The sequence below is a fragment of the Claveliimonas bilis genome (assembly GCF_030296775.1).
GTDB classification, from domain to species: Bacteria; Bacillota; Clostridia; order Lachnospirales; family Lachnospiraceae; genus Claveliimonas; species Claveliimonas bilis.
Genome location: NZ_AP027742.1, coordinates 1206252 through 1228753 on the forward strand (window position 1 = coordinate 1206252; position 22502 = coordinate 1228753).

The 22502-nt window shown below is 44.8% G+C and carries 23 protein-coding genes and 1 pseudogene; 22 read left to right on the plus strand and 2 right to left on the minus strand.

Features of this window, described 5'->3' with window-relative positions:
• The 20 genes and pseudogenes from R2J37_RS05900 to R2J37_RS05995 form a co-directional block, all read left to right on the plus strand.
• The gene (locus R2J37_RS05900; RefSeq protein WP_316266591.1) at nt 1-1905 is read left to right on the plus strand and encodes a phage minor capsid protein; all 1905 of its coding nucleotides are present in this window, start codon (nt 1-3) and stop codon (nt 1903-1905) included.
• Complete coding sequence (locus R2J37_RS05905) at nt 1902-2162, plus strand: hypothetical protein (RefSeq protein ID WP_316266593.1); 261 nt, start codon at nt 1902-1904, stop codon at nt 2160-2162. The genes R2J37_RS05900 and R2J37_RS05905 overlap by 4 nt, the downstream gene beginning before the upstream one ends.
• Nucleotides 2163-2247: 85 nt before the next feature.
• Nucleotides 2248-2535, plus strand: coding sequence for a ribosomal-processing cysteine protease Prp (locus R2J37_RS05910; protein ID WP_316266594.1), 288 nt, complete (start codon nt 2248-2250; stop codon nt 2533-2535).
• A 95-nt stretch (nt 2536-2630) separates the two neighbouring features.
• The gene (locus R2J37_RS05915) at nt 2631-3263 is read left to right on the plus strand and encodes a hypothetical protein (protein ID WP_316266596.1); all 633 of its coding nucleotides are present in this window, start codon (nt 2631-2633) and stop codon (nt 3261-3263) included.
• Between the two features lies 1 nt (nt 3264).
• Nucleotides 3265-4245, plus strand: a complete 981-nt coding sequence (locus R2J37_RS05920; RefSeq protein ID WP_316266598.1) for a phage major capsid protein — start codon at nt 3265-3267, stop codon at nt 4243-4245.
• Between the two features lie 15 nt (nt 4246-4260).
• Entirely contained in the window at nt 4261-4725 is a 465-nt protein-coding gene (locus tag R2J37_RS05925) for a head fiber protein (protein WP_316266600.1), read from the plus strand.
• An 11-nt stretch (nt 4726-4736) separates the two neighbouring features.
• Complete coding sequence (locus R2J37_RS05930; RefSeq protein WP_316266602.1) at nt 4737-5102, plus strand: head-tail connector protein; 366 nt, start codon at nt 4737-4739, stop codon at nt 5100-5102.
• Nucleotides 5086-5493, plus strand: a complete 408-nt coding sequence (locus tag R2J37_RS05935; protein ID WP_316266604.1) for a DUF6751 family protein — start codon at nt 5086-5088, stop codon at nt 5491-5493. Before R2J37_RS05930 ends, R2J37_RS05935 begins: the two co-directional genes overlap by 17 nt.
• A complete protein-coding gene (locus R2J37_RS05940; protein WP_316266606.1) occupies nt 5494-5877 on the plus strand; it encodes a hypothetical protein in 384 nt (127 codons plus the stop codon).
• Nucleotides 5864-6280 (plus strand): hypothetical protein, encoded by a 417-nt coding sequence (locus R2J37_RS05945; RefSeq protein WP_316266607.1) that lies wholly within the window; start codon nt 5864-5866, stop codon nt 6278-6280. Before R2J37_RS05940 ends, R2J37_RS05945 begins: the two co-directional genes overlap by 14 nt.
• Nucleotides 6281-6294: 14 nt before the next feature.
• Entirely contained in the window at nt 6295-6819 is a 525-nt protein-coding gene (locus R2J37_RS05950; protein WP_316266608.1) for a hypothetical protein, read from the plus strand.
• Between the two features lie 46 nt (nt 6820-6865).
• Entirely contained in the window at nt 6866-7261 is a 396-nt protein-coding gene (locus R2J37_RS05955; RefSeq protein ID WP_316266610.1) for a DUF6673 family protein, read from the plus strand.
• Between the two features lie 2 nt (nt 7262-7263).
• Nucleotides 7264-7833 (plus strand): Gp15 family bacteriophage protein, encoded by a 570-nt coding sequence (locus R2J37_RS05960; protein WP_316266612.1) that lies wholly within the window; start codon nt 7264-7266, stop codon nt 7831-7833.
• A gap of 207 nt (nt 7834-8040) precedes the next feature.
• Nucleotides 8041-10464 carry a tape measure protein gene (locus R2J37_RS05965; protein ID WP_316266614.1) on the plus strand — a complete coding sequence of 808 codons (2424 nt, stop codon included), beginning with the start codon at nt 8041-8043 and terminating at the stop codon, nt 10462-10464.
• The gene (locus tag R2J37_RS05970) at nt 10464-11933 is read left to right on the plus strand and encodes a distal tail protein Dit (protein WP_316266615.1); all 1470 of its coding nucleotides are present in this window, start codon (nt 10464-10466) and stop codon (nt 11931-11933) included. Before R2J37_RS05965 ends, R2J37_RS05970 begins: the two co-directional genes overlap by 1 nt.
• Nucleotides 11934-15509, plus strand: a complete 3576-nt coding sequence (locus R2J37_RS05975; protein WP_316266617.1) for a phage tail spike protein — start codon at nt 11934-11936, stop codon at nt 15507-15509. It begins immediately after the preceding gene.
• 388 nt (nt 15510-15897) lie between these two features.
• Nucleotides 15898-16164, plus strand: a complete 267-nt coding sequence (locus tag R2J37_RS05980) for a hypothetical protein (protein ID WP_316266618.1) — start codon at nt 15898-15900, stop codon at nt 16162-16164.
• Between the two features lie 20 nt (nt 16165-16184).
• Nucleotides 16185-16655: a phage holin family protein gene (locus R2J37_RS05985; protein WP_230106626.1), complete on the plus strand. Its 471-nt coding sequence runs from the start codon at nt 16185-16187 to the stop codon at nt 16653-16655.
• A 30-nt stretch (nt 16656-16685) separates the two neighbouring features.
• On the plus strand, nt 16686-18140 hold the full coding sequence (locus R2J37_RS05990; RefSeq protein ID WP_316266620.1) for a GH25 family lysozyme: 1455 nt from the start codon (nt 16686-16688) through the stop codon (nt 18138-18140).
• Between the two features lie 164 nt (nt 18141-18304).
• Nucleotides 18305-19105: pseudogene (locus R2J37_RS05995) on the plus strand (ABC transporter substrate-binding protein); the annotation flags it as partial.
• Nucleotides 19106-19183: 78 nt separating this feature from the next.
• Here the strand turns inward: R2J37_RS05995 and R2J37_RS06000 are convergent.
• Nucleotides 19184-19795: a DUF1836 domain-containing protein gene (locus R2J37_RS06000; RefSeq protein WP_230106624.1), complete on the minus strand. Its 612-nt coding sequence runs from the start codon at nt 19793-19795 to the stop codon at nt 19184-19186.
• A 165-nt stretch (nt 19796-19960) separates the two neighbouring features.
• Between R2J37_RS06000 and R2J37_RS06005 the strand changes: the two genes are divergently transcribed.
• Together R2J37_RS06005 and R2J37_RS06010 are read left to right on the plus strand one after the other, a co-directional pair.
• Nucleotides 19961-20881 (plus strand): NYN domain-containing protein, encoded by a 921-nt coding sequence (locus R2J37_RS06005; protein WP_230106623.1) that lies wholly within the window; start codon nt 19961-19963, stop codon nt 20879-20881.
• A complete protein-coding gene (locus R2J37_RS06010) occupies nt 20878-21804 on the plus strand; it encodes an AEC family transporter (protein ID WP_316266622.1) in 927 nt (308 codons plus the stop codon). Before R2J37_RS06005 ends, R2J37_RS06010 begins: the two co-directional genes overlap by 4 nt.
• 4 nt (nt 21805-21808) lie before the next feature.
• Here the strand turns inward: R2J37_RS06010 and R2J37_RS06015 are convergent, their stop codons facing one another.
• A complete protein-coding gene (locus tag R2J37_RS06015; RefSeq protein ID WP_230106621.1) occupies nt 21809-22438 on the minus strand; it encodes an HAD family hydrolase in 630 nt (209 codons plus the stop codon).
• Nucleotides 22439-22502 lie beyond the last annotated feature (64 nt).

The following is a 22502-nucleotide window of genomic DNA, read 5'->3' on the forward strand; positions in this document are numbered from 1 at the left end:
ATGAACCAGGAGTATAAAGAAAAGCTTTCCCGGCAGATTGAAGGGCAGTTTTCGGATCTGGAAATGCGGATCATGAAAGACATCGTTCGTCGCATTAAGATGACTGGAGAGATTCCTAGCACAGCAGACTGGCAGATCAACAGGCTTCGGATCCTTGGAAATTCTTCTGAAGATATTGAGAAGATGTTGAAAGAAGCACTGGATGCATCATATCCGCAGGTGTTTGAATTGTATGATAAGGTCATCAACTGGGAATATGTCCGAAACAAGGATATATATGAGCAGATCAATGCACAGTACATACCTTTTGAGGAAAATGGGCAGATTCAGCAGCTTACCAATGCGCTGATCCAGCAGACAAACACAGATCTTCAGAACATCACACAGTCTCTTGGCTTATATCTGGACTATGGTAACGGTCGAAGAGTACTGACGCCGCTGGCGCAGGTCTATCAGGGATATCTGGATGCCGCCTGCCTGGATATAGTATCTGGTGCATTTGATTATAACAGCGTACTCCGGCGAGTAGTAACGCAGCTTACGAACAGCGGCTTGCGTCAGATTGATTATGCTTCTGGATATGCAAATCGGGTGGATGTAGCTGCAAGGCGTGCAGTCATGACCGGGATAACACAGCTGACTGGACATATATCAGATTTTAATGCTGAAACTATGGGGACTGAATATTTTGAAGTGGCTTGGCATTCCGGGGCACGTCCCACGCACCAGGTATGGCAGGGTAAAGTGTGGAGTAGGGAACAGCTTGTGACGGTGTGCGGTCTTGGATCAGTGACTGGACTGGAGGGCATTAACTGTTATCATGAGCGGTATCCTTTCTTTCCCGGAATATCCGAACGTCAGTGGTCTGATGAATGGTTGGAAGCTAAGAACCTGGAGGAGAATACTCCAAGAGAGTTCAACGGGAAACAATATACCTTGTACGAAGCAAAGCAGAGGCAGCGCCAGATGGAAACAGCGATGCGGGCACAGCGAGAGAAAGTACAGCTTTTGCAGGCTGGGGATGCTGACCCGGGCGAGATCATGCTTGCAAGGGCAAAGTACCAAGGACAGTTGGATGAGTATTCCAGATTCAGCCGGAAGATGAATCTCAAACAGGAACGTGAGCGTGTTTACTATGATATGCGGGGAAGAGTTGCTCCAAATAAAGCGCAGATGAATAGGATTACGAAAATGTCTTCAACAGACAATTTGTTTGAGAAGTCCAAATTGTCCAGGGTAATGGGAATTGATACAGATAAAATAGATTTTGGAGAAATAGATGAAAAATCAAAGAAGTCAGTGTACAATGGTGTAAAGAAAGTATTTGATAAATTTCCACAGTTAAAAGGGCATACACGCAGAATAATTTACGATCCGAATTTAGGTGCTATTGCGTCAAGTGACTCCCTTGGCGGTGTTCTGAAGCTTTCGAAAAGGTTTTGCGATTTTAAGCAATTAACAAAAGAGTATGAGCGCCAAATTAAGTTTGAATGGAATCCCAAAGGGACCACGGCAGATAGCATTATCGTGCATGAGTTAGGACATCAACTGGATGGTTTCTTGACGTTAAAGGGGGTTTTAGGAGGACAAATTGGTAGATATGGAACCATTAGAACTAGTGCCGCTGTCAAACGTGAAGTTTTGCAAAGGTTGGGGTATTATGATTATATCAGAGCAGAGAGAACAAATTGGCGACAAATGGGTTATAAGGGGCGAGAGCTTAATGAAGCTGTAGAGTTCTCCGGAAAAGAATTTATTACAAAGCATATATCAGAATACGCCTATAAAAATGAACGAGAGTTTTTTGCAGAATGTTTTTCTGAATATATGACAAGCAATAGACCGAGAGAGGCGGCAAAAATATTCGGAGAAGTATTGGAAGAGATCATGGAGGGATTGAAATGACAATGTTTTCGACTGCTACACCAGACATAGACAAAAAAATACAAGAAATTGAGGATGAAGATCTGCGCAATTGCATGGAAGGTCAGGGCTGCTCTGATGCTGAAATTGAGGTTGCTATCAGAAATATGCATTTACTGGATGAAATAAGACGATTAGAAGATATTTTATGCGAACCTGAAGAGATATTAAACATCTTGCTAGAAAAAGGTTGGAAGAAAGAAGAAATAGAAAAAGCTTTTGCACATAATGCTTTGTGAAACTGTAAATAGTACAATTGTTAAAACCATTCATTCTTCGGAGTGAGTGGTATTTTTATACTCTTTTTTAGGAGGTGATAAAGGAATGATCCAGGTGAGTGTTAGGAAAAACAGCATAGAGATGTACGGACATGCAGGGCACATGGACTTGAGCGGAGTTGATCGTGTATGTTCAGCCGTGTCTGCTCTTACTTGTACATTAATCAATGCGCTTACTGATCTGTCTGGCGATCGGATAAGGGCAGACACAGGAAGCGGAATGACTGTAATTGAATGGGAGGATTTGACAGACGGAGGGAAACTGCTGGTAGATGCATGGTTTCTTGGTTTGGTCGATATCGACCGTGAATATAACTGTATAGAATTTCGGTAGAGGAGCACCCGGTTAGGGTGCTTTTTCATATGCCCAAAACGTGAAGGCTTAAAAAGCTCGGGAGCCTGTCGAGGCAAAACGGAGGTAAAAGAAAGATGAAAAAAAGAAGAATGATATTACAGATGTTTGAAGATGGTGCTGGAAGCGGGGCTGCAGGCGGGCAGGTCGGAGGCACCGGGGCTGGCGACGGCGGCCAGAACGGAAATGCCGGGAGTGCTGCCGGGGCACATAGATCCGGGACATATACGTTTGAACAGGCAGAGGAAATCGCATCTGCAAGGGCGAGTAAAGCAGAGCGCAGTGCACTCGCAAATTATTTTCGTAGCCAGGGAATGACAGAACAAGAAGTGACACAGGCAATTCATGATTTTAAAGAGCAGAAAGCAAAACGGCAGCCAAACACAGAACAGATGCAGCATGATCTTGATGAAGCTTTGAAAGAAAATGCAAGGATGAAAAATGAGAAGATTCTTGCAGAAAAAGGCGTGAGATCAGAAGACCTGGACTATGTCATGTTCAAAGTAGAGAAGATGGTCGACGATAAGACCGACTTTAATAAAGCAGCAGAAAAATATCTAAAAGAAAACCCCAGATTTACCGGAGTAGGACGTGGAGCAGGTACTTACCGGGTGAGTACCGGAGCACAATCTAGCGGAAACGGTGGAGATGGGAACCCGAATGATAGTATTAACGCCGCTATTAGAAGGGCGGCAGGAAGGACGGTATAAAATGAATAAAAGAAGAATGAATTTAAAAATGTTCGAGACAGATGCTTCGATCATCGATCGTACCGGTGCGGAATCTCTGATCCCGGAAGAGAGGGCTAGAGAGATTATTCAGGGCGTGGTAACGCAGTCCGCTGTACTCTCACAGGGACGTAAGCTTCCAAATATGTCCAGCAGGACTTATCGCATGCCGGTTCTGGACATGCTTCCGCTGGCATATTTCGTGAATGGAGATACCGGTCAGAAAAAGACTACAAAAATCGCGTGGGATAAAAAGATTATCACAGCAGAGGAAATAGCGGTTATTGTGCCTATTCCAGAGGCTGTCCTGGACGATTCAGAGTATGATATCTGGGCGGAAGTCAGACCAAGAGTTGAGGAAGCGTTTGGAAAAGTCATTGACGGCGCGATTCTCTTTGATGTAAATAAACCGGATTCTTGGCGAGATGGCATTGTTACGACAGCCACAAAAGCAACCAGCGTAGTGACACTTGGTGAAACAGATGATCTTTATGACAAAGTTATGGGCGAGGATGGTGTAATCGCAAAAGTAGAGGAGTCTGGATTCTTTGTAACAGGACATATGGCAGATATTACTATGCGGGCAAAACTCCGAGGATTAAAAGACAGTACCGGGAACCCGATTTTTAAGTCAGATATGCAGAATGAAACAAGGTATTCCCTGGATGGCTCTACAATGAATTTCCCGAACAATGGTGCTTTCGATAAGTCTAAGGCATTGATGATTTCCGGTGATTTTTCACAGCTGGTATATTCCATCAGACAGGATATTACATTTAAGTTGTTTACCGAGGGCGTTGTCCAGAATACTGATGGGACAATTGCATACAACTTAATGCAGCAGGATATGGTTGCTTTGAGGGCTGTTATGAGACTTGGATGGGAAATCCCTAATCCAATTAATGCTCTGAAGACGGACAAGGCCAAAAGATGTCCGTTTGCGATCCTGAAATCTGGATCATAATGGGAGGTGTGTTATATGCAGATTGTAGATGCTATTAAAAATCTGACAATTGCAATGAAGGGTAGTGGATCCGTGGAAGATATTACCACGGATCAGATTGCCGGCGCTATTCAGTATATGGCAGATAATTGGGAAGCGATTTCAGCAGGGATAGGCGGTGGCGGAGAAGCTGTGTCGGTAGACACTCTAAGTGGAGCTACAGATACGGGAAAATCACTGATGAAAGCCGCCAACCAGCAAGCGGCCAGGGAAGCGATAGGTGCAGGAACACCGTATACATTACCGGCTGCTAAAGCGGATAGCCTTGGCGGTGTAAAACTGGCGTCAGCAGTAAATGTAGTATCTGCGGCTGACGCTACAGCTGCCGGTGAAGCTTACGATCAGACTGTGGCACAAAGTACAGTAACACTTGCTAATGCAAACAAAGCAGCGATCAATGTAATCATTACAAACCTTAAAACTGCCGGTATTATGGCATAGGAGGCGATTCTATGAAGGTAGAATATTCCTTTTATACAACTACTTATGGGGGCAGCAAGATTCCCGAAGCAGATTGGAGTAGACTTTCCCAGAAAGCGGAGCAGCGCTTGAATGCGTTTACGTTTGGCCGCTGTTCTGGCGAATGGGAAGGAGAGCCTTGGCGCAACAATGCAAAGTGTGCAGTGTGTGAGATGACCGAAATCTTACTTGCAGATGAAAAGAGAGACAGGAAAACGTCAGAGAACAATGACGGATATTCCGTATCTTTTGATACCTCGAAATCTCTAAGCAGTCTCCTGTATGATGTAGTGCGTGTATATCTGGGAAACACAGGGCTTTTGTATGCGGGGGTGAGATGTCATGATCACCAATGCTGACATCACTTTGTACAACCATTATTACGATAAAGATGCACGTCTGGATAAGTGGCAGCGAACATTTATCCGGGGCGTGCATTTTTATGTGGATCACAAGGTTTCTGTCGGAGATAATGGCGTAAACAGCGCAGATGTGTATAAAATCCGTATTCCGGAGGATGCGGAATGTCAGAATACATATATATCCGAAGATGAATGGGTTTCAAAAGGATGCGATGTGCTTGGGAAATGGACGCTGCAGAACGATGATATTGTAGTGCTGGGTGAATGTGATATAGATATTGATCGTCCGGCAGAGTTAAAAGAAGCGAAAAAGAGATACTGCAAGATCACATCCTGGTCTGACAACCGATTCGGGGGTCTGCCCCATTGGAGGATAGGAGGCGAGTAGATGACACAAAAGAAGCAGTTTAAAATATCTACTCCAAGGGGGTCCGTATACACATCTGTAAATAAAAACGGATCTGTAACAGCAAAGTTAGAATGGGCGCCTGGATTTGCCAAACAAAAGCAGCAGTCATTTTCAAACGCCCAGGAATTTGTCGATTCCGAGTGCTTAAGGTATATGAATCCGCTTACTCCTCGGCTTACCGGATTTATGATCAAGTCAGCAACGCTTGGTACGGTTATCGGCAGCGGAAGTATCGAATATTTGGCTCCTTATGCAAGGCGTCAGTATTATGAGCACAAGGAAAAAGCAAAATGGTTTGAGACAATGAAAGCCAGCAAGAAAGATGTAATCATGAAAGGAGCGAACCGTATTGCCGGACAATAAGCCGATTATAGAGAGTATCCGGGATTATATCCTGTCCTGTGATTTTCTAAAAGAGGGAAAAGTGAACATTGATTACCTGCCGGATGAAATGGCCTATTCCATTGATCCGGTGGGCGCCGATCCAGTTTATAAGAAGTATACAGATGGATCCTGCCTGAAGCAGTTCCAGTTTTCGCTGACAAGTAAAGAAGCCTATGACGGTGATGCGCGGACCGGTATTGCAAACAGCGGATTCTATCAGTTCTTTGAAGAGTGGATTGAAGGAAACAACATGAAAGATATCTACCCGGAATTAGAGGGGCACCAGCCGATCAGAGTAGATGTCCTGCAGAGCGGCTATCTGTTTGCAGCAGAAGCCGACCTGGGACGATATCAGATTATATGCAGATTGATTTATGAATAAGGAGGTAGAAAATTATGCCAGAAGGAACCAAGAAAGAATTAGTCGGCCGTCATAAGCGACTGGCGTTTATGAACGTGTCAGATTCTAGTGGTGCATCAACAACCTATACGCGCATGACAGGCTTCACATCCATGTCAGAGGGGAAAGAGCCTAAAGAATATAATCGTCAGTATGTTGATGAAGCAACCGAGCGTACAGATGTGGTCGGATATGCTACAGCCATTGACTATGAATTTGACCGTCACACGAATACACCGGTGCATGAAAAAATCGCTACGATCACGGATGATGAACTTGTGGGGACAGATGCACAGGTTGATATTGTTTCTGTGGATATTTTCACAGAGGACGCCGAAGGAAGAGCGATTGCCAGAAAACGTACATACAGTGTGATTCCTGATACGACCGGTGACGGTACAGACGCGCTGATCTATAGCGGATCGTTTTCGGCAGCGTCCGAGATTACGAAAGGATACTGTACTACAACGGATAAGTGGCAGACCTGTACGTTTACAGAGGGAGAGATTCCACAGGAGTAGAAGTGGATAAATCAACAGTAATGAGAACCAAGGAGGTAGTGAGCCAGTGAGCCTATGGAAATTTGGAAAATTTGAAAGAGAAGTAGATTTTACAGATGCAGATTTTTTAGCAAATTTGGAAGATGCGAAAAAGAGTATGAATGAGGCAATGAACCAAGTTCCGAAGGTCGGCAAGACTTCAGATATCGTTTTAGCACAGACGGAATGCTTTTATATCTTTTTTGATGTCCTTTTCGGACCTGGATCAGGGGAAGCTATTTTTGAAGGGAAACATAGCCTAGAACTTTGTATCCGCGCTGCAGAATCAATTACAGAGTTTGAACATACAGAAACAGAGAGAATTGATTCAGCTTATAAGAAGTACTATGTGAAAAATCATGGAAACCGCAGCCAAAGGCGCCAGTATTATAAAGGGAACCAAAGCAAGGAAAAGAGGAGATAAAGATGTTTAATTCTTTATATGAAAAGTTTCCGGAAGGCGTTTGGGTTGAAGGAAAATACCATGAGATCGAGACGGACTTTCGGGAATGGATCCGATTTTCAGAATTGATCGAAGATGAGGACGTACCAGCGCAGGTGAAATATGGATTAATGCTTCAATGGTATAGGGATATTCCTGAAAATTTAGAGAAAGCAATAATGGCTTTGGGGGATTTCCTTTCCGCCGATGATCTTTATCCGAATGATAGTGGTAGACCTCAAAATAACAGGAATAGACAGCCGGTATTTTCTTTTCAGGAAGATGCTGGCTGTATTTATTCTGCCTTTGTGGAGTGCTATGGAATCGACCTGCAGAAAATTTCTTATATGCACTGGTGGAAATTTCGGATCTTATTCGATGGCCTCCCGGAAAATACGGAAATAAAACAAAGAATAATCTACCGATCTGTGGATCTTTCGGAGATTAAGGATAAAGAGGAACGAAAGAGGATCAAAAAGATAAAAAAGGAAATCGCGATCCGAAAGAAATGTTCCAAGATAGATGATTATGACATAGGAGATGTTTTTGCATAGTGGAAGGGAAATTGAAAATACCAATTCCCACAGAAAAAAAGTGGTATCTGTGCCCTCACTGTGGGAAAAAGTTATTGATATATTCAGACATTGCCAAAAGTTCGGGAATATATATGGTCTGTAAGCAATGCGGGAAAGAGATAGAGATTAAAATATAATGCACATGTGAGCCTGTGAGCCGTGCTAATCAAAAGGATGGTGATTAGTGTGGCCGCAGACGGACATTTGAATTTTGACACAAGAATTGATGAGAGTGGATTTAATCAGGGGATCAGTAAATTAAACGGTCTTGCAAAATCCGGTATTGCAACTGTAGGGAAGGCACTGGCCGGTGTGACTGCAGCTCTTGGAGCGGGCGCTGTGGCAGGTGTGAAATATAATGCCAGCATCGAGCAGTATCAGACAAGCTTTGAGGTAATGACTGGAAGCGCGGAAAAGGCAGCGCAAATTGTCAAGGAGCTGACAAAAATTGGAGCGGAAACGCCGTTTGAAATGACAGGGCTTGCGGATACCACCCAGCTTTTAATGAATTATGGTCTGACTGCAGATGATGCAATTGATAAAATGATGATGCTGGGCGACATTTCCCAGGGAAATGCGGATAAAATGAACCGTATTGCGATGGCATATGGTCAGATGAGTTCTGCAGGTAAGGTTCAGCTGGAAGATATTAAACAGATGATTGAGGCTGGATTTAACCCGCTACAGGAGATCAGCGAGACGACTGGAGAGAGCATGGGATCCCTATATGACAGGATTTCCAAAGGCACGATATCCGTTGATGAAATTACCGCATCGATGGAACGAGCCACCAGTGCAGGAGGAAAATACTATCAGTCAATGGAAAAGCAGTCCAAGACAGTTACCGGGCAGTTGTCTACTTTGAAAGACAACGCAATGCAGCTTCTTGGAAGCCTTACGTCAGGAATATCCGGAGTACTTGGAGAAGATATCCTGCCTGCTGTTAATGAGATGCTTGGCAGCTTGAATGATGCTTTTGAATCTGGGGGATTTCAGGGATTCCTTGAGGAACTTGGAAATGCAGTCCCGGCAGTGCAGGGGATGACAGATGCGATAGGTGCGCTGGCTGAAAAACTGCAGGGCATGTCGGCAAGTGAATTATCAGATTTGGGGAAGATGGCCTTGACGATAGGCGCATCGGTTCCGGCTCTGATGTTGTTTGCGAATGGTATTGGCACGGTAGTGACGGCTTCGCAAGGAATCCAGCAGATCACAGGCGGGCTGTTATCTGGAATCAAGAAACTTCCGGGGACTTTTTCCAGTTTAGGAAAAAGTGCAAAGTCAGTGGTTCCGGCTTTGGATGAAGTGAAAACCGGAATGATGCAGATGGGCTTGTCTATAAAAGATAATGATGCTGCTAAATTAATGGGCGCAAGCATGAAAGGCGGAGCGGCACAAGCAAAAACAGGTGTAGCAGGAATCCTTAGTGCTATGAAGCCATTTGCTTCATTATTTATCAGTTCTTTTGGCTTTGCGGCAATTGCAGGGGCAGCAGTAGCAGGCTTAGGACTTCTGTATAATACGTTTGGATCAGAAATATCGCAGCTTATTTTCATGGTGCAGTCCAAAGGCCCGGAAGTCATTACAAATTTTTGCACCGGGATTACTTCTGCACTGCCAAACCTGATCGCACAGGGCACGACTTTACTGAACAGCCTGATGATGGCGATTACGGCCAATATCCCCGCCCTTGTTGCAGGCGGAATATCCATTGTGTCAGGGCTGGTGTCTGGGATAGCTTCACAGCTCCCACTTTTGATTCCGACAGCATTGCAGATGATACTTACTCTGGTATCAGCTCTGATAGCCAATGCAGGGCAGCTGGTGAGTGCGGGGCTGAACCTGCTTACAGGATTGGTGCAGGGATTGATGAATGCACTGCCACAGCTGATTAATGCAGCCCCTACTATCATCGGAAATTTGGCATCGGCAATTATCTCGAATCTGCCGAAAATTGTCACTGCTGGTATACAGATTATTACGCAGCTGGCCGTGGGTGTCATTCGGGCAGTTCCCCAGCTGCTTGGTAAAATCCCACAGATTATTTCCCAAATCAAGAATGCTTTTACAAGTGTAGATTGGGGATCTGTGGGCTTAAATATTATTCAAGGAATTGCTTCCGGTATTGCAAGTGCAGCAGGAGCCTTGGTGGATGCAGCTGTAAGTGCGGCAACGAATGCGCTGGATTGGGTAAAGAGCAAGCTTGGAATCCATTCACCGTCCACTGTGTTCCGTGATCAGGTAGGAAAGATGATGGCACTTGGAATGGGACAGGGCTTTCAGAAAAATATTCCTGTGAAAGAGATGGACAGAGGAATCCAAAATGCATTGGGATATCTGCAAAGGAATAATGCGACGATGAAAGCAGAGCCTTTTATTTCAGGAAGAAATGTGGCTTATGCAGGAAACGCTTATTTTGATTCGAGAATGTCTAAAGATATTCAGGATCTTATCGATGTTTCAAAGAGATTCGCAAGATATGCAAACCGGCCGCTGGAGGCATATTTTGATGTGGACAGCAGACGTATGGCGAAAACCACAGCGGTTCCCATGCAGCAGGAAATAGATAAAAACAACAAGCTGAAAAAAATGCTGAAAGGAGAACGTTAATGAGTCTATCAGTGAAATATAATGACGTGGAATTGAATCAATATATTCATGTGCTGAAAGGCTTTACCCCGAGAATGGGTGCTGATTGGCAGCCCCAGGTATTGGAAAATTCAGGGAAGACGAAAGGGTCGGGATTTCAGTATACGACTTATAAAAGCAAGTCTATAGAAATGCCTTTTAGCATCGAAGGGGATATCGAAACCAGTTATGATATGCTGGAAAAGATTTTAAATGTAGAAAGCCCCAAGCCGCTTGTATTTAGTTGCACACCTGAAAAAATGTATTATGCAATTCCCAGTGGAACACTGAATATGGAAGAGGTGTCATATTACGGCGAGGGAACGATCACTTGGATCATTCCTGACGGCGTGGCGCATTCTGCCGCTGAAAAGAGTTTTACCGCCGCCGAGAATGCGGACGGCATCCTGGAAGCGACGATCATCAACAATGGTACCGAGGAAGTCCCGGTCAGCTATAACATCACCCAAAACCATGAGAATGGCTTCCTTGGCATTGTATCCGAATACGGGGCCATCCAGTTGGGTAAGATTGATGAAGTCGATGCAGTTCCAGCACAGAAATCAGAAGTCCTGTTCCGGTGTGATAGTGCAGATGAGTTCCTGTCCGTCTTCACAGTCGGCGAAGGTATCTTTGACAAGAATCAAAATTATGGCAGAGATGGTACTTTTGGGAGTGTATCCCTAAACGGACGTCAGTGGCTTGCCCTGAATAGTGTAGGAACCGGCTCTTCCTGGCATGGGGCGATAGCGAAGAAAGATCTGCCGGCCGATTCCAGCGGAGTGACAGGAGCGAAGAATTTTACCTGTCAATATACCATGTGGTTTGAGACGGGAAAAGTTCCACAGACCGGGGCGATTGAAGTCGTGATTGGAGATAGCGTTGGTAAGCAGCTTGCGTCCATGCACATCGTTAAGAGCTCCACCAATAGCAACATCTGTTCAGCGGTGTTCCAGGTGGGAAGTGTAGAGAAAGGGCGCGTGAAGTATGAACCAGGCTATTGGTCCTACACAGCCAAGGGCGGTGTCATTAAGATAGTCAAAACCGGGGAAAGGTTCGAGTTCCATTTTAATGGGAAAAAGTATTCTTACAGTGATTCCTCGCTGAAAGATAAGGAAGCTTATTCGGTATCTGTTTCAGAGATCCAGTACAGCAACCGTGGAAAAGGGAACCTTGTCACACACATGTACTTTGGATATCTCTACTTCCAGAAAGATAATGTGGAGTATCTTAAAGATATCCCGAACCGGTACCCGGAGGACAGCGTGGTCTATGTTGATGGCGAGGCTGGTAAGGTCTATGTAGACGGCATTCCCAGCCAGCAGGACGAAGTGAAGGGGAGTAAATATTTCAAAGTTCCTCCGGGTGAGACAAAGGTACAGTTTTACTATTCGGATTTTTCGGATCCACCACCGACAGCGGAAGCGAGGATAAGGGAGGCGTTTTTATAGATGATAGAAAATGTAAGAATCGCGGTACTCAACACGCACGACACAGTGGAGGGATTCCTGGACAACGAAGCGCCGGAATCCCTCCACTATTATGATGACGAACTCCATGAGTACCTGCAGGGTAGCGCATACACATTCACCTTTACCGCCAGCGCCGATCATGAAGATGCACAGTACCTTGTGGAAGGGAATAAGCTGGCTTTTCTTTATAGGGAAAAAGAATATTACCTTAATATCATGCATGTGGAACAGGATGAGTATGAGGTCATGGTGGAAGCTTATGGGCTTTTGTTTGAGCTTCTCAATGAGGAGAAAGAAAAGTACAGTGCTGCCTCGGCTATGAGTTTTGTACAGTACATGGCTGTTATCGATTATGAGCAGACTGTCAAGATTGGCATTAACGAGGTATCAGATAAGAAGATTAAGACAGAATGGACTGGCACAGATACTATTCTGGCGCGGATTTACTCCCTTGCTAATACCTTTTCTGCAGAAGTGGAGTTCGTAGCAGAACTGAATGATGACTATTCATTGAAGCAGATTACCATGAATGTCTATAAGGAACACGACGATGAAAATCAGGGTATGGGAACTAGGAGAACAGATATCACTCTCCGTTATGGAGTAGATGTGGAAGGGATTACCAAGACTTCCGATATCACAGAGCTCTATACAGCGATTCGGCCCTTCGGGAAAGACGGCTTGACTATTACCTCACTCAACAAGACCGAGTATGACGCAGACGGCAACGTGGAGTATCAGAGTCTTTCCGGGGACCGAAATATTAAAGCTGTCCAAGCCCGTGACAGGTTCCCTTCTAATCTGATGGGGAAGGAAAACGATCGGTACATTGCCAAAATCTATGAGTATGATACGGACAACGTCAATATGCTCTACGGGCAAGCCTTGGCCGAGCTAAAGAAGATCTGTGTTCCGCAAGTCAGTTACGAGGTAAAAGGATATTTTGATACCAACATCGGGGACACGGTAGACATTGAAGATGATGAGTATAATCCGACTCTTTACCTGGAAGCTAGGGTATCAGAGCAGATCCGGAGCTTCACAGATCCGACCAAAAACAAGACCACCTTCAGCAACTTCCGGGAACTGCAGAGCCAGATCGATCCGGAGCTGCTTTCCAGAGTGCAGGCATTGGTGGATGCAAACAAGACTTATACCTGCTCTATTATTACTGACAATGGCACTGTCTTTAAGAATGGGGAAGGACAGACCACCTTAACCGCCTCTGTGATGGATGCCGGAACGGATCTTACCGATTCCATGACGATCACTTGGAAAAAGGATGGCGTGCTGCAGGAGATGAGCAAGTCCATCACGGTCCAGGCAGCGGGCATTGAAGGAAAAGCGGTTTACCGGTTTGAAGCCCAGGATGCCGGCGGTATCTTGCGGGGAGTTTATGAAGTCACTGTCAGCAATGTAACTGATGGGAAAGACGGTGAGAAGGGCGAAAAAGGCGAGAAGGGTGATCCGGGAGAGCGCGGACTCCAAGGTTTGCAGGGGGAGAAGGGCGATCAGGGAATCCCTGGAAAAGATGGGAAGGACGGAAAGACCAGCTACACCCATATCGCTTATGCCAACAGCGCGGACGGCCAGACGGATTTCTCCGTATCTGACAGCAACCGGGAATATGTTGGAATGTATGTGGACTTCACCGAAACGGACAGCCAGGATCCGGGTGATTACGCCTGGAGCAAGATCAAAGGAGCAGACGGAAGCCAGGGCACGCCTGGGAAACCGGGAGCAGATGGCAAGACTCCTTATCTTCATATTGCCTATGCCAACAGTGCTGATGGTTCCAGTGGCTTTTCCACATCGGACAGCACCAATAAGCTGTACATCGGACAGTATACGGATTATACCCAGTCAGACAGCACGGATCCAAGTAAGTATGCCTGGACAAAGATCAAAGGTGATCCGGGACAGGATGGAGCCGATGGACAGGATGGTAAAGACGGTGCACCGGGAAAAGATGGCGCGGATGGAAAGGATGGTACAGACGGGATAGGAATTAAGTCTATCACAGAGTATTATGCTGTGTCTGCTTCCAATACGACAGCACCTACATCTTGGAGTACTTCCGTTCCGACCATGACACCGACTAATAAGTATCTGTGGAACTACGAAAAGTTCATATATTCCAACGGAACGACTGACGAAAGTGCAAAGAGGGTGATCGGCGTCTATGGAAACACTGGAGCGACAGGAACGCCAGGGAAGGATGGACAAGACGGGAATGGGATCAGCAGCATAGTAAATTACTATTTAGCTTCCACAGCGTCAAGTGGGGTTACTACCGGAACCTCCGGATGGACCACTACGCCACAGAGTACCACGACATCCAAGAAATATCTTTGGAACTATGAAAAAACTATATATACAAATGGAAGTGTGGTAAATACCACTCCTCATATCATTGGAACACATGGAGCAACGGGACCACAGGGCGCTAAAGGAGACACTGGAGCAACAGGTCCGACCGGTCCGAAAGGCGAGACAGGAGCCACCGGACCACAAGGTCCCAAAGGAGAACAGGGAGAAAAAGGAAATACTGGTGCGACAGGTCCACAGGGGCCGAAAGGCGATCAAGGAGAAAAAGGAAATACCGGCGCCACGGGACCGCAAGGGCCAAAAGGAGATACCGGAGCGACAGGCCCTCAAGGACCAACCGGGCCAAAAGGACCTCAAGGTGCTACGGGGCCAACGGGACCAAAAGGGTCAGATGGACAGATGCTGTATGCTACATGCGGAACAGGAGCTTCCACGATCGCCAAGGTTGCTACTCTGGCAGCTGGGACGCTGACATTGAAAGCAGGCGTCACAGTAGCGGTACGATTCACTTATGCCAATACTGCTTCCAGCCCAACTCTAAATGTGGCGGGAACCGGCGCTAAGGCAATCTACACCCAGGGCGTTAGATATGCATACTGGGCGGCTGGCGCTACAGTGGTATTCACTTACGACGGTGCAAACTGGAGAGTGGCAAGTGAGCCGGTGTATGCGAGCACGGCCACGATTGGAAATCCAGTTGGAAGGAATATCTATATTGACAGCACAAGGGTGTATGTACGGAATGGTTCCACGGGATTGTTGGAGATAGGAGCGAATAGTGTAGACGGAAGTAATGCAGCATATCTTAAATCCAGTGCAATACGTTTAGGGGTGAAAGGACCTAGTGAGAGCGGTTCTTCATCCACTCCGCATATTAGAGTAACAGAAGACGGCGCATTCACTCACGAAGGCGAGATCGCTACGAAAAATAATTGTTTTTCAAATAAAATAGGGGCTGCTGTTTCTCTAATAAACTTAACGGAATATACCTTCTCTTGCAGTGGATATTTACAGGTAGAGGCATCTTATCGTGCGAATTATTATGTCCAATGTAGGCTATATGGCGCAAATAGACAAAATTATATTACTGTAAATCCTTGTACGGGTGCGTCAGGTGCACCAAGTAATCAAACGGATGTGCTCTTGGTTCAAAAAGGTATGATTTTAACCAATATTTCTACAAATAACAAACAGTATAATAAAATATTGTTTTTTCCTTTTGAATAAACTATCAAGCAAACTTTACAATCACATAGTTTGCCCGAATGTGTGTCGCTGTCACTTGTCTATCAAAAACAGCGTACCATGTGCCGCTTTGGTATGAACTGGAAAAGTGTGCATCTGTCGCATTGGCGTCGCCGTTACTAAATAAAACAGCTGTATTTGCGTTGGAACTATTCGTTACGCCCAATAAACTATTGATTTCAGCATTGGTAAATATAGGGCATGAAGTCTTCCCAGACATTTTCACTACCTTAGTACCAGCTATCAATTTCTGAAACAAACAATTATTTGTCACACAGAAGGAGAAACCTATGGAAATAAGAGCAAGACCAGTTTAGGTCTATTTTTTATACCTATTTTTACACTCAAAACCAAAAAGGAGGAAAAAACAATGTATGAAGCAACAGAAAAAACCATCACTTTAAGAGGAAGAAGCAAGATCGTCGTTAAAGAAGGGAATGAGGATGTAGAAAAGGAAGCCGCTGCATTTGATGCGGTTATCAATTCCAATTCTCCCCTCAACATGAACATTTCAGCTTATGTGACAGACGGGGAAGTGTACAAGGAAAATATCCAGCAGTGCCGGAAGGATGAGAACGAGTTCCGAACCTTCGTCCAGAGCATTCAGGATGAAATGCTGGCGGCTGCAGAGGAATAAAAAGAAAGGAAGCGAGGTTAATGAAAATGAATTATGCAGAACCCATTATAAACGGGTATAACGCAATCACAGGGACCATTGTTGCTGTATTATCCTATATATTAGGAGAGCACTGGTTTTTGTTTGTGGCATTTTTGTTTCTAAATGTGGCAGATTGGCTTACAGGATGGATGAAAAGCCGCATGGCTGGAAGAGAAAATTCTATGGCCGGGTGGAAAGGCGTGCTTAAGAAGCTGGGATACTGGTTGATGATTATGGTAGCATTTGGAGCCAGCGCGGTATTTATTGAAATCGGAAAGGCGATTGGAATTGACCTGGGAATCACGACACTGCTTGGCTGGTTTGTTCTTGCAAGTTTGATAATTAATGAAATCCGTTCCATTGTAGAAAATTTTGTGGAGGCAGGTTACAACGTGCCAGCAGTTTTAGTGAATGGGCTAGAGGTAGCAGATAAAGTAGTGAATAAAGACGAGCATTCGGGGGACGCATGACAGCGTCCTCTTTTTTAGGAGGAAAATCTTATGAGCATGAATGGAATTGATATCAGCAACCACCAGGCAGGACTTAATCTTGCAAAAGTGCCTTGCGACTTTGTGATCTGCAAGGCGACGGAAGGAACCGGATTTGTAGACCGGTATTGCGATGGGTGGATTCAGAAAGCCTTACAGCTGGGGAAAAAAGTAGGAGTGTATCACTTTGCCACTGGCGGCAGCTCTGGAGTAGCAGAAGCGGATTTCTTCTATAAAAATATAAAGGGTTATGTCGGGAAAGCAATCCTTGTTCTGGATTGGGAAGCAAATGCAGTGAATAGGGGAGTAGCCTATGCGAAAGCTTTTCTGGATCGGATTTACCAGCTTACAGGTGTGAAGCCGCTCATTTATATGAGTAATAGTGTAGTACATGCCTATGACTGGTCCAGCGTAGTGAATGCTGATTATGGATTGTGGAACGCGGGGTATTATGCTGGTTATGAGACAATGGGGTATAATCCGAATGCACCACTTTATGGTGGAACAGGAAAATGGAAAGCTTGTGCCCTTTATCAGTACACATCATCTGGAAGGCTTTCTGGATGGAATGGCAATCTTGACTTGAATGTGTTCTATGGGGACCGTGCGGCATGGGATAAGTATGCAGGAACAGCAGGAGCCGTCTCTTCCGATCCAGACGGTGATATCCGCTCCGGAGGAACCATGCAGGAGCGAAAGAACGAGTCTGGAGATGTAACCTACCAGGCACATGTCCGGGGACTTGGCTTCCTGGAAAGCAGATGTGACGGACACATAGCCGGATCTACCGACCAGAACCGGCGCATTGAAGCAATGAAGGTCGGCTTAAAATCCGGGGCTTACATGGACATCATGGTACACCTGAAAGGAATTGGGGATAAGCTTTATAAGAATGTCCGGGAGAATATCGTAGTCGGGACTACCGGCCAGAAAAGGCGCATGGAAGCGTTTAAGATCATTACTGAAGAGATTCTTAGGTATCGAGCGCACAATAAGACCTACGGCTGGGGCGCTTGGGTATCTCAAGGAGAGTGGGCCGGAGTCCGGTGCAAAGGAAAGCAGATGGAGGCGTTCCAGATCTACAAGCCGATGCTCTTGGTAAGGGGCCATGTCCAGAGTGCTGGCTGGGGTGGCTATGTCGGAGACATGGAAACCGTTGGAACGACCGGAAAAGGCAAGCGGCTGGAAGCGCTGCAGTTTGATCCGCTGGATGAGGTGATCGAGTGTTCCGCTCATATCCAGGGCGAGGGCTGGGTTCACTATGGAGTGATTACCAAAGATACTATCATTGGTACAGTAGGCCAGGCAGACCGGCTGGAGTGCTTGCGATTCAAAGGGAACTTCGAGTTCCGGGTACACATCCAGGGAAGCGGCTGGACAGATTGGACAGAAGCGGATGGAATCGCCACACTTGGAACCACAGGTCAGGCGCTTAGGATTGAAGCGATTCAGTTCAGGAGAAAATAAAAAAGTCCCCTGGAGCCGTCAAAAGCTCCGGGGATATTTAGGAAAATATTGTATCTCTTCTTTTGTGAAATGTGACGAAATTTTTTGTGCAAAACGCCAGAAACAATAAAGTTTCTATGCCGAAAATGCGCGGTTTTTTTGGAGCGTCTTAGCCTAAAATGAGTACCCCGTTTGGCGCCGACAAGACAATGACGGCCGTACTGTCAGGTGAGGCAGATATCGGTTTTATGGGATCGGAGGCATCCATCTATACCTACAATGAGGGAGCAAATGATATTGTAGTGAACTTTGCCCAGCTGACACAGCGTGCCGGGAATTTTCTTGTTGCACGTGAGGAGATGGAGGACTTTTCCTGGGAAGATTTAAAAGGGCATCTTGTCCTTGGCGGACGTAAGGGCGGTATGCCGGAAATGGTGTTTGAGTATATTCTGAAACAAAACGGCATCGATCCACAGAAGGATCTTACTATTGATCAGAGCATTGATTTTGGCTCCACTGCAGCGGCTTTTTCCGGAGGAGAAGGAGATTTTACTGTTGAATTTGAACCCGGAGCAACCAGTCTGGAACAGGAAGGAAAAGGATATGTTGTGGCTTCTTTGGGAACAGACAGCGGCTATGTACCGTACACGGCTTTTTCAGCCAAAGAAAGTTATATCAAAGAAAATCCGGAAGTGATCCAGGGATTTACCAATGCGCTTCAAAAGGGAATGGACTATGTGCGGGATCATACGCCGGAGGAGATTGCTGCTGTGATTGAGCCGCAGTTTGAAGAATCAGATCTGGAAACAATTACCACAATCGTAACCAGATACTATGAGCAGGATACCTGGGCGGAAAATCTGGTATTTTCAGAAGAGAGTTTTGATCTTCTTCAGGATATTCTTGAAGAGGCAGGGGAATTAAGTAATCGTGCTCCTTATGAAAAGCTTGTTAATACAGAATTTGCGGAAGAAGCTGCAAAATAAGGAATATTGCATAAAGTACATCATGTGTATCATAAAAACAGCCTGACAGAATTAAAGCTGTCCGGCTGTTTTTAACGGTTACTTTTCTTTTTTTCGCGAAGAATTATCCGGAAGCTGGTCGATCAGTTTTTCCATCAGCAGTTTTTTTACATACACATCAAAGGCCAGACTGCAGATAAAAGAGAAAAGCTGCAGCGCCTCTCTGTCTTCCGCAGGAGCGTCCTGAAAAGTTTCCTGGGAGGAGCAATAGAGCTTTGAGATATCCTTTGCAAGAGAATCAATCCTGGATTTTTCCAGACTGCATACCTCTTCATAGATGGATGTAATGTTAAAGCCATCATTTTTACCGAAATATTTGTCGGTCAGAGGTTTTAAAAGTGACTCAATATCCTTGATAGAAAGAATGTTTTTAAAATAGTAAATAAAGATCATGACAAGGACATGTTCTTTTGAATACTTCTTTTTTACCGGAGGCGGAAGAAGATTGTTTTTGGCGTAATTATTGATCATGGTCTTTGTAAGAATTTTATCTTCTTTATACCGCCGTGTAGATCCAAGCTGATTCTCCATAAAAGTGGTTACCTGATCCATGTAAAGTTCTATATTGGGGATTTCTTCCGGTTTTACATAATCAATTCTTGAAATGCTCTGTAAAATGCTGTTCAGCATATCTTTTGTGTCAATTGTCATAAGATTATCACCTCAACATGGACATTATATAGTATTTAAAACCAGATGGCAAGCATTTCATAATTTATAACAAGCAAAATTATAATATTACGAATAAGAAAAATTATGATATAATACTCCATAAGTAATGTTCGCAGAAGCGGAAAATGAAAACCGGAGGAAAAAATGGAAGACAGATTTGCACTTTTGATTGATGCAGATAATGTGTCTGCAAAATATATAGAACCAATTCTCGACGAATTGTCAAAGTATGGAAATGTGACATATAAAAGAATCTATGGGGATTGGACGAGCACAAATAATGCAGGATGGAAAGAGGAACTTCTTAACAATTCCATTACGCCGATCCAGCAGTTCAGCTATACTCATGGTAAAAATTCGACAGATTCTGCCATGATCATTGATGCTATGGATATGCTCTATACAAGTGAGCTGGAAGGTTTCTGCCTGGTATCCAGCGACAGTGATTTTACCAAGCTTGCCAGCAGACTCAGAGAGAGCGGAAAAACGGTGATCGGCATGGGAGAGAATAAGACGCCTGCTCCTTTCAGAAAAGCCTGTGATATCTTTACTGTTCTGGAGCTTTTGCTGGAAGGAAGCATGAGTGAAAATGATGCTGTAGCAAGAAGCCAGATTGAAGAAGCGGTAGTGAAGATCATCACCGAAAATCAAAATGACGACAGAGTGACAGGTCTGGGAGAGGTGGGAAGCCGGCTTGTCAAGCTGTATCCGGACTTCGATGTGAGGCGCTATGGCTACAGCCTTTTGTCTAAATTTCTGGAGTCTTTCCCAAAGCTGAAACTGATACAGTCAGGTTCCCAGATTACGGTGACGCTTTATGAAGACAGAAACAGAAAGGAGCAGATCGAAGAGTTTATCCGCAGGCAGATCAAAGATGCGGGGAAACATGGGGTATCTTTAAGTGTGCTGGGAAATCGCATCCGCAGTCGTTTTGGAGATTTTAAGGTGCGGGATTACGGGTTTTCGCAGTTTAAGCAGTACATTCAAAGTTTTAGCGGTGTACATGTAGAAGAAGATGGGGAGAACAACCGGGCAGTCTATGAAAAGAAGGATGATAACAAATGAAGATAGAAGGTTTGTTTGATCTCCAGGTGATGATGCTTCTTCTTATGGGAATAGGGGTAATTTTAAGAAAGAAAAATATTATAACAAAAGAAGGGAAGACGGTATTGACAGATTTAGTGATCAATCTGATTCTTCCCTGCAATATTATTACAGCTTTTTGTATACCGATGGACCGTTCTGTTTTGATTGCAGAGATGGAAATTTTCATAATTTCTGTTTTGATCCAGATTTTCTGTACTTTGATCAGTGGAGTGCTGTACCGAAAAGTGCCAAAGGGAAAACGGATGGTTCTGCAGTATGCGACGGTGTGCTCAAATGCTGGATTCCTGGGAAATCCTGTGGCAGAAGGGCTTTACGGATCGCTAGGCCTTTTATATGCCTCTGTTTATCTGATTCCGCAGCGTATCGTTATGTGGTCAGCGGGAGTATCCTATTTTACCCAGAGTCCGAGCCGAAAAGAGGTGGTAAAAAAGGTACTGACCCATCCATGTATCATAGCAGTGGAGATTGGAATTGTTCTGATGGTGACTCAGATTCAGCTTCCGGAATTTTTGAGTACGGGAATTGAAGAAATCGGCGGGTGTACGACAGCTGTCACAATGATATTGATCGGAACAATCCTGATGGATACAGATATGAGACATATGGTGACAAAAATTACCGCCGGCTATTCAGTGATCCGTCTGATTTTTATTCCTACAGTGGTGCTTTTGGGCTGTCTGCTGGCAGGGGTGGATTCAGTAGTAGCAGGAGTTTCCGTTACTTTGGCAGCCATGCCGGCAGGGACGACAACTGCGATCCTGGCGTTGAAATATCATGGAGATGAGGAATTTGCCACCCAATGTGTTGTGCTTACGACAGTACTTTCTGTGGCAGCAATTCCGATTTGGAGCCTCATCATCCATTCCATATTTCTCGCCTGATCTGCTATTGAAACAAGGTAAGAAGATCAGAAAAATGTGAGATACGTATTTGAGCCTCGGGAACATCTCCGAATCCATAAGAAGCGAAAATAAAAGGAACTCCGGCCTCTTTGGATGCGCAATAGTCTCCGGCAGTATCGCCGATATAGCAGGCAGTGCCGGAGGGATGGCGGTTCAGTAAAAGCCGTATATTTTCTCCTTTTGATTTCTTTGTATTTCCGTAGCATTCTATATCGGTGATATAGTTCCGCAAATTATTTTTTTTAAGAAACAATTCAATATAACCACTTTGGCAGTTACTTACGATAAAAAGCTTATGATTGGAAGAAAGTCGGGAAAAAACGTATTCTACATCCGGATAGAGAAAACTTTCCTTGGCGTTTTCCAAAAATCTATGTTCCCGGCGGCAGCATTTTGCCAGCAGCGCTTCTCCTTTTGCAGCAGGAAGCTGAGGAAATAAGTCAGCTGCAATGATATCCATGGGTTTTCCAAACTCTTGTTTCAGATCAGAGGCAGTCAAAGGCTGACGTTCAAATCTGAGTTTTTCCAGTGTATAGTTCCACGATCTTGCAACAATTTCAGTTGTATCCCACAAAGTTCCGTCTACATCAAAAATAAGATAGTCAAAATTCATAATTGATATATTCCTTTCCGGCAAATGTACTTTTTTTCAGTCTAGCATATCGAGGAAAAGATGG

Bases quoted from the DNA above. Each gene is read 5' to 3' on its own strand.
- R2J37_RS05900 (WP_316266591.1), top strand. From the start codon at position 1: ATGAACCAGGAGTATAAAGAAAAGCTTTCCCGGCAGATTGAAGGGCAG.
- R2J37_RS05905 (WP_316266593.1), top strand. From the start codon at position 1,902: ATGACAATGTTTTCGACTGCTACACCAGACATAGACAAAAAAATACAA.
- R2J37_RS05910 (WP_316266594.1), top strand. From the start codon at position 2,248: ATGATCCAGGTGAGTGTTAGGAAAAACAGCATAGAGATGTACGGACAT.
- R2J37_RS05915 (WP_316266596.1), top strand. From the start codon at position 2,631: ATGAAAAAAAGAAGAATGATATTACAGATGTTTGAAGATGGTGCTGGA.
- R2J37_RS05920 (WP_316266598.1), top strand. From the start codon at position 3,265: ATGAATAAAAGAAGAATGAATTTAAAAATGTTCGAGACAGATGCTTCG.
- R2J37_RS05925 (WP_316266600.1), top strand. From the start codon at position 4,261: ATGCAGATTGTAGATGCTATTAAAAATCTGACAATTGCAATGAAGGGT.
- R2J37_RS05930 (WP_316266602.1), top strand. From the start codon at position 4,737: ATGAAGGTAGAATATTCCTTTTATACAACTACTTATGGGGGCAGCAAG.
- R2J37_RS05935 (WP_316266604.1), top strand. From the start codon at position 5,086: ATGATCACCAATGCTGACATCACTTTGTACAACCATTATTACGATAAA.
- R2J37_RS05940 (WP_316266606.1), top strand. From the start codon at position 5,494: ATGACACAAAAGAAGCAGTTTAAAATATCTACTCCAAGGGGGTCCGTA.
- R2J37_RS05950 (WP_316266608.1), top strand. From the start codon at position 6,295: ATGCCAGAAGGAACCAAGAAAGAATTAGTCGGCCGTCATAAGCGACTG.
- R2J37_RS05960 (WP_316266612.1), top strand. From the start codon at position 7,264: ATGTTTAATTCTTTATATGAAAAGTTTCCGGAAGGCGTTTGGGTTGAA.
- R2J37_RS05970 (WP_316266615.1), top strand. From the start codon at position 10,464: ATGAGTCTATCAGTGAAATATAATGACGTGGAATTGAATCAATATATT.
- R2J37_RS05975 (WP_316266617.1), top strand. From the start codon at position 11,934: ATGATAGAAAATGTAAGAATCGCGGTACTCAACACGCACGACACAGTG.
- R2J37_RS05980 (WP_316266618.1), top strand. From the start codon at position 15,898: ATGTATGAAGCAACAGAAAAAACCATCACTTTAAGAGGAAGAAGCAAG.
- R2J37_RS05985 (WP_230106626.1), top strand. From the start codon at position 16,185: ATGAAAATGAATTATGCAGAACCCATTATAAACGGGTATAACGCAATC.
- R2J37_RS05990 (WP_316266620.1), top strand. From the start codon at position 16,686: ATGAGCATGAATGGAATTGATATCAGCAACCACCAGGCAGGACTTAAT.
- R2J37_RS06000 (WP_230106624.1), bottom strand. From the start codon at position 19,795: ATGACAATTGACACAAAAGATATGCTGAACAGCATTTTACAGAGCATT.
- R2J37_RS06005 (WP_230106623.1), top strand. From the start codon at position 19,961: ATGGAAGACAGATTTGCACTTTTGATTGATGCAGATAATGTGTCTGCA.
- R2J37_RS06010 (WP_316266622.1), top strand. From the start codon at position 20,878: ATGAAGATAGAAGGTTTGTTTGATCTCCAGGTGATGATGCTTCTTCTT.
- R2J37_RS06015 (WP_230106621.1), bottom strand. From the start codon at position 22,438: ATGAATTTTGACTATCTTATTTTTGATGTAGACGGAACTTTGTGGGAT.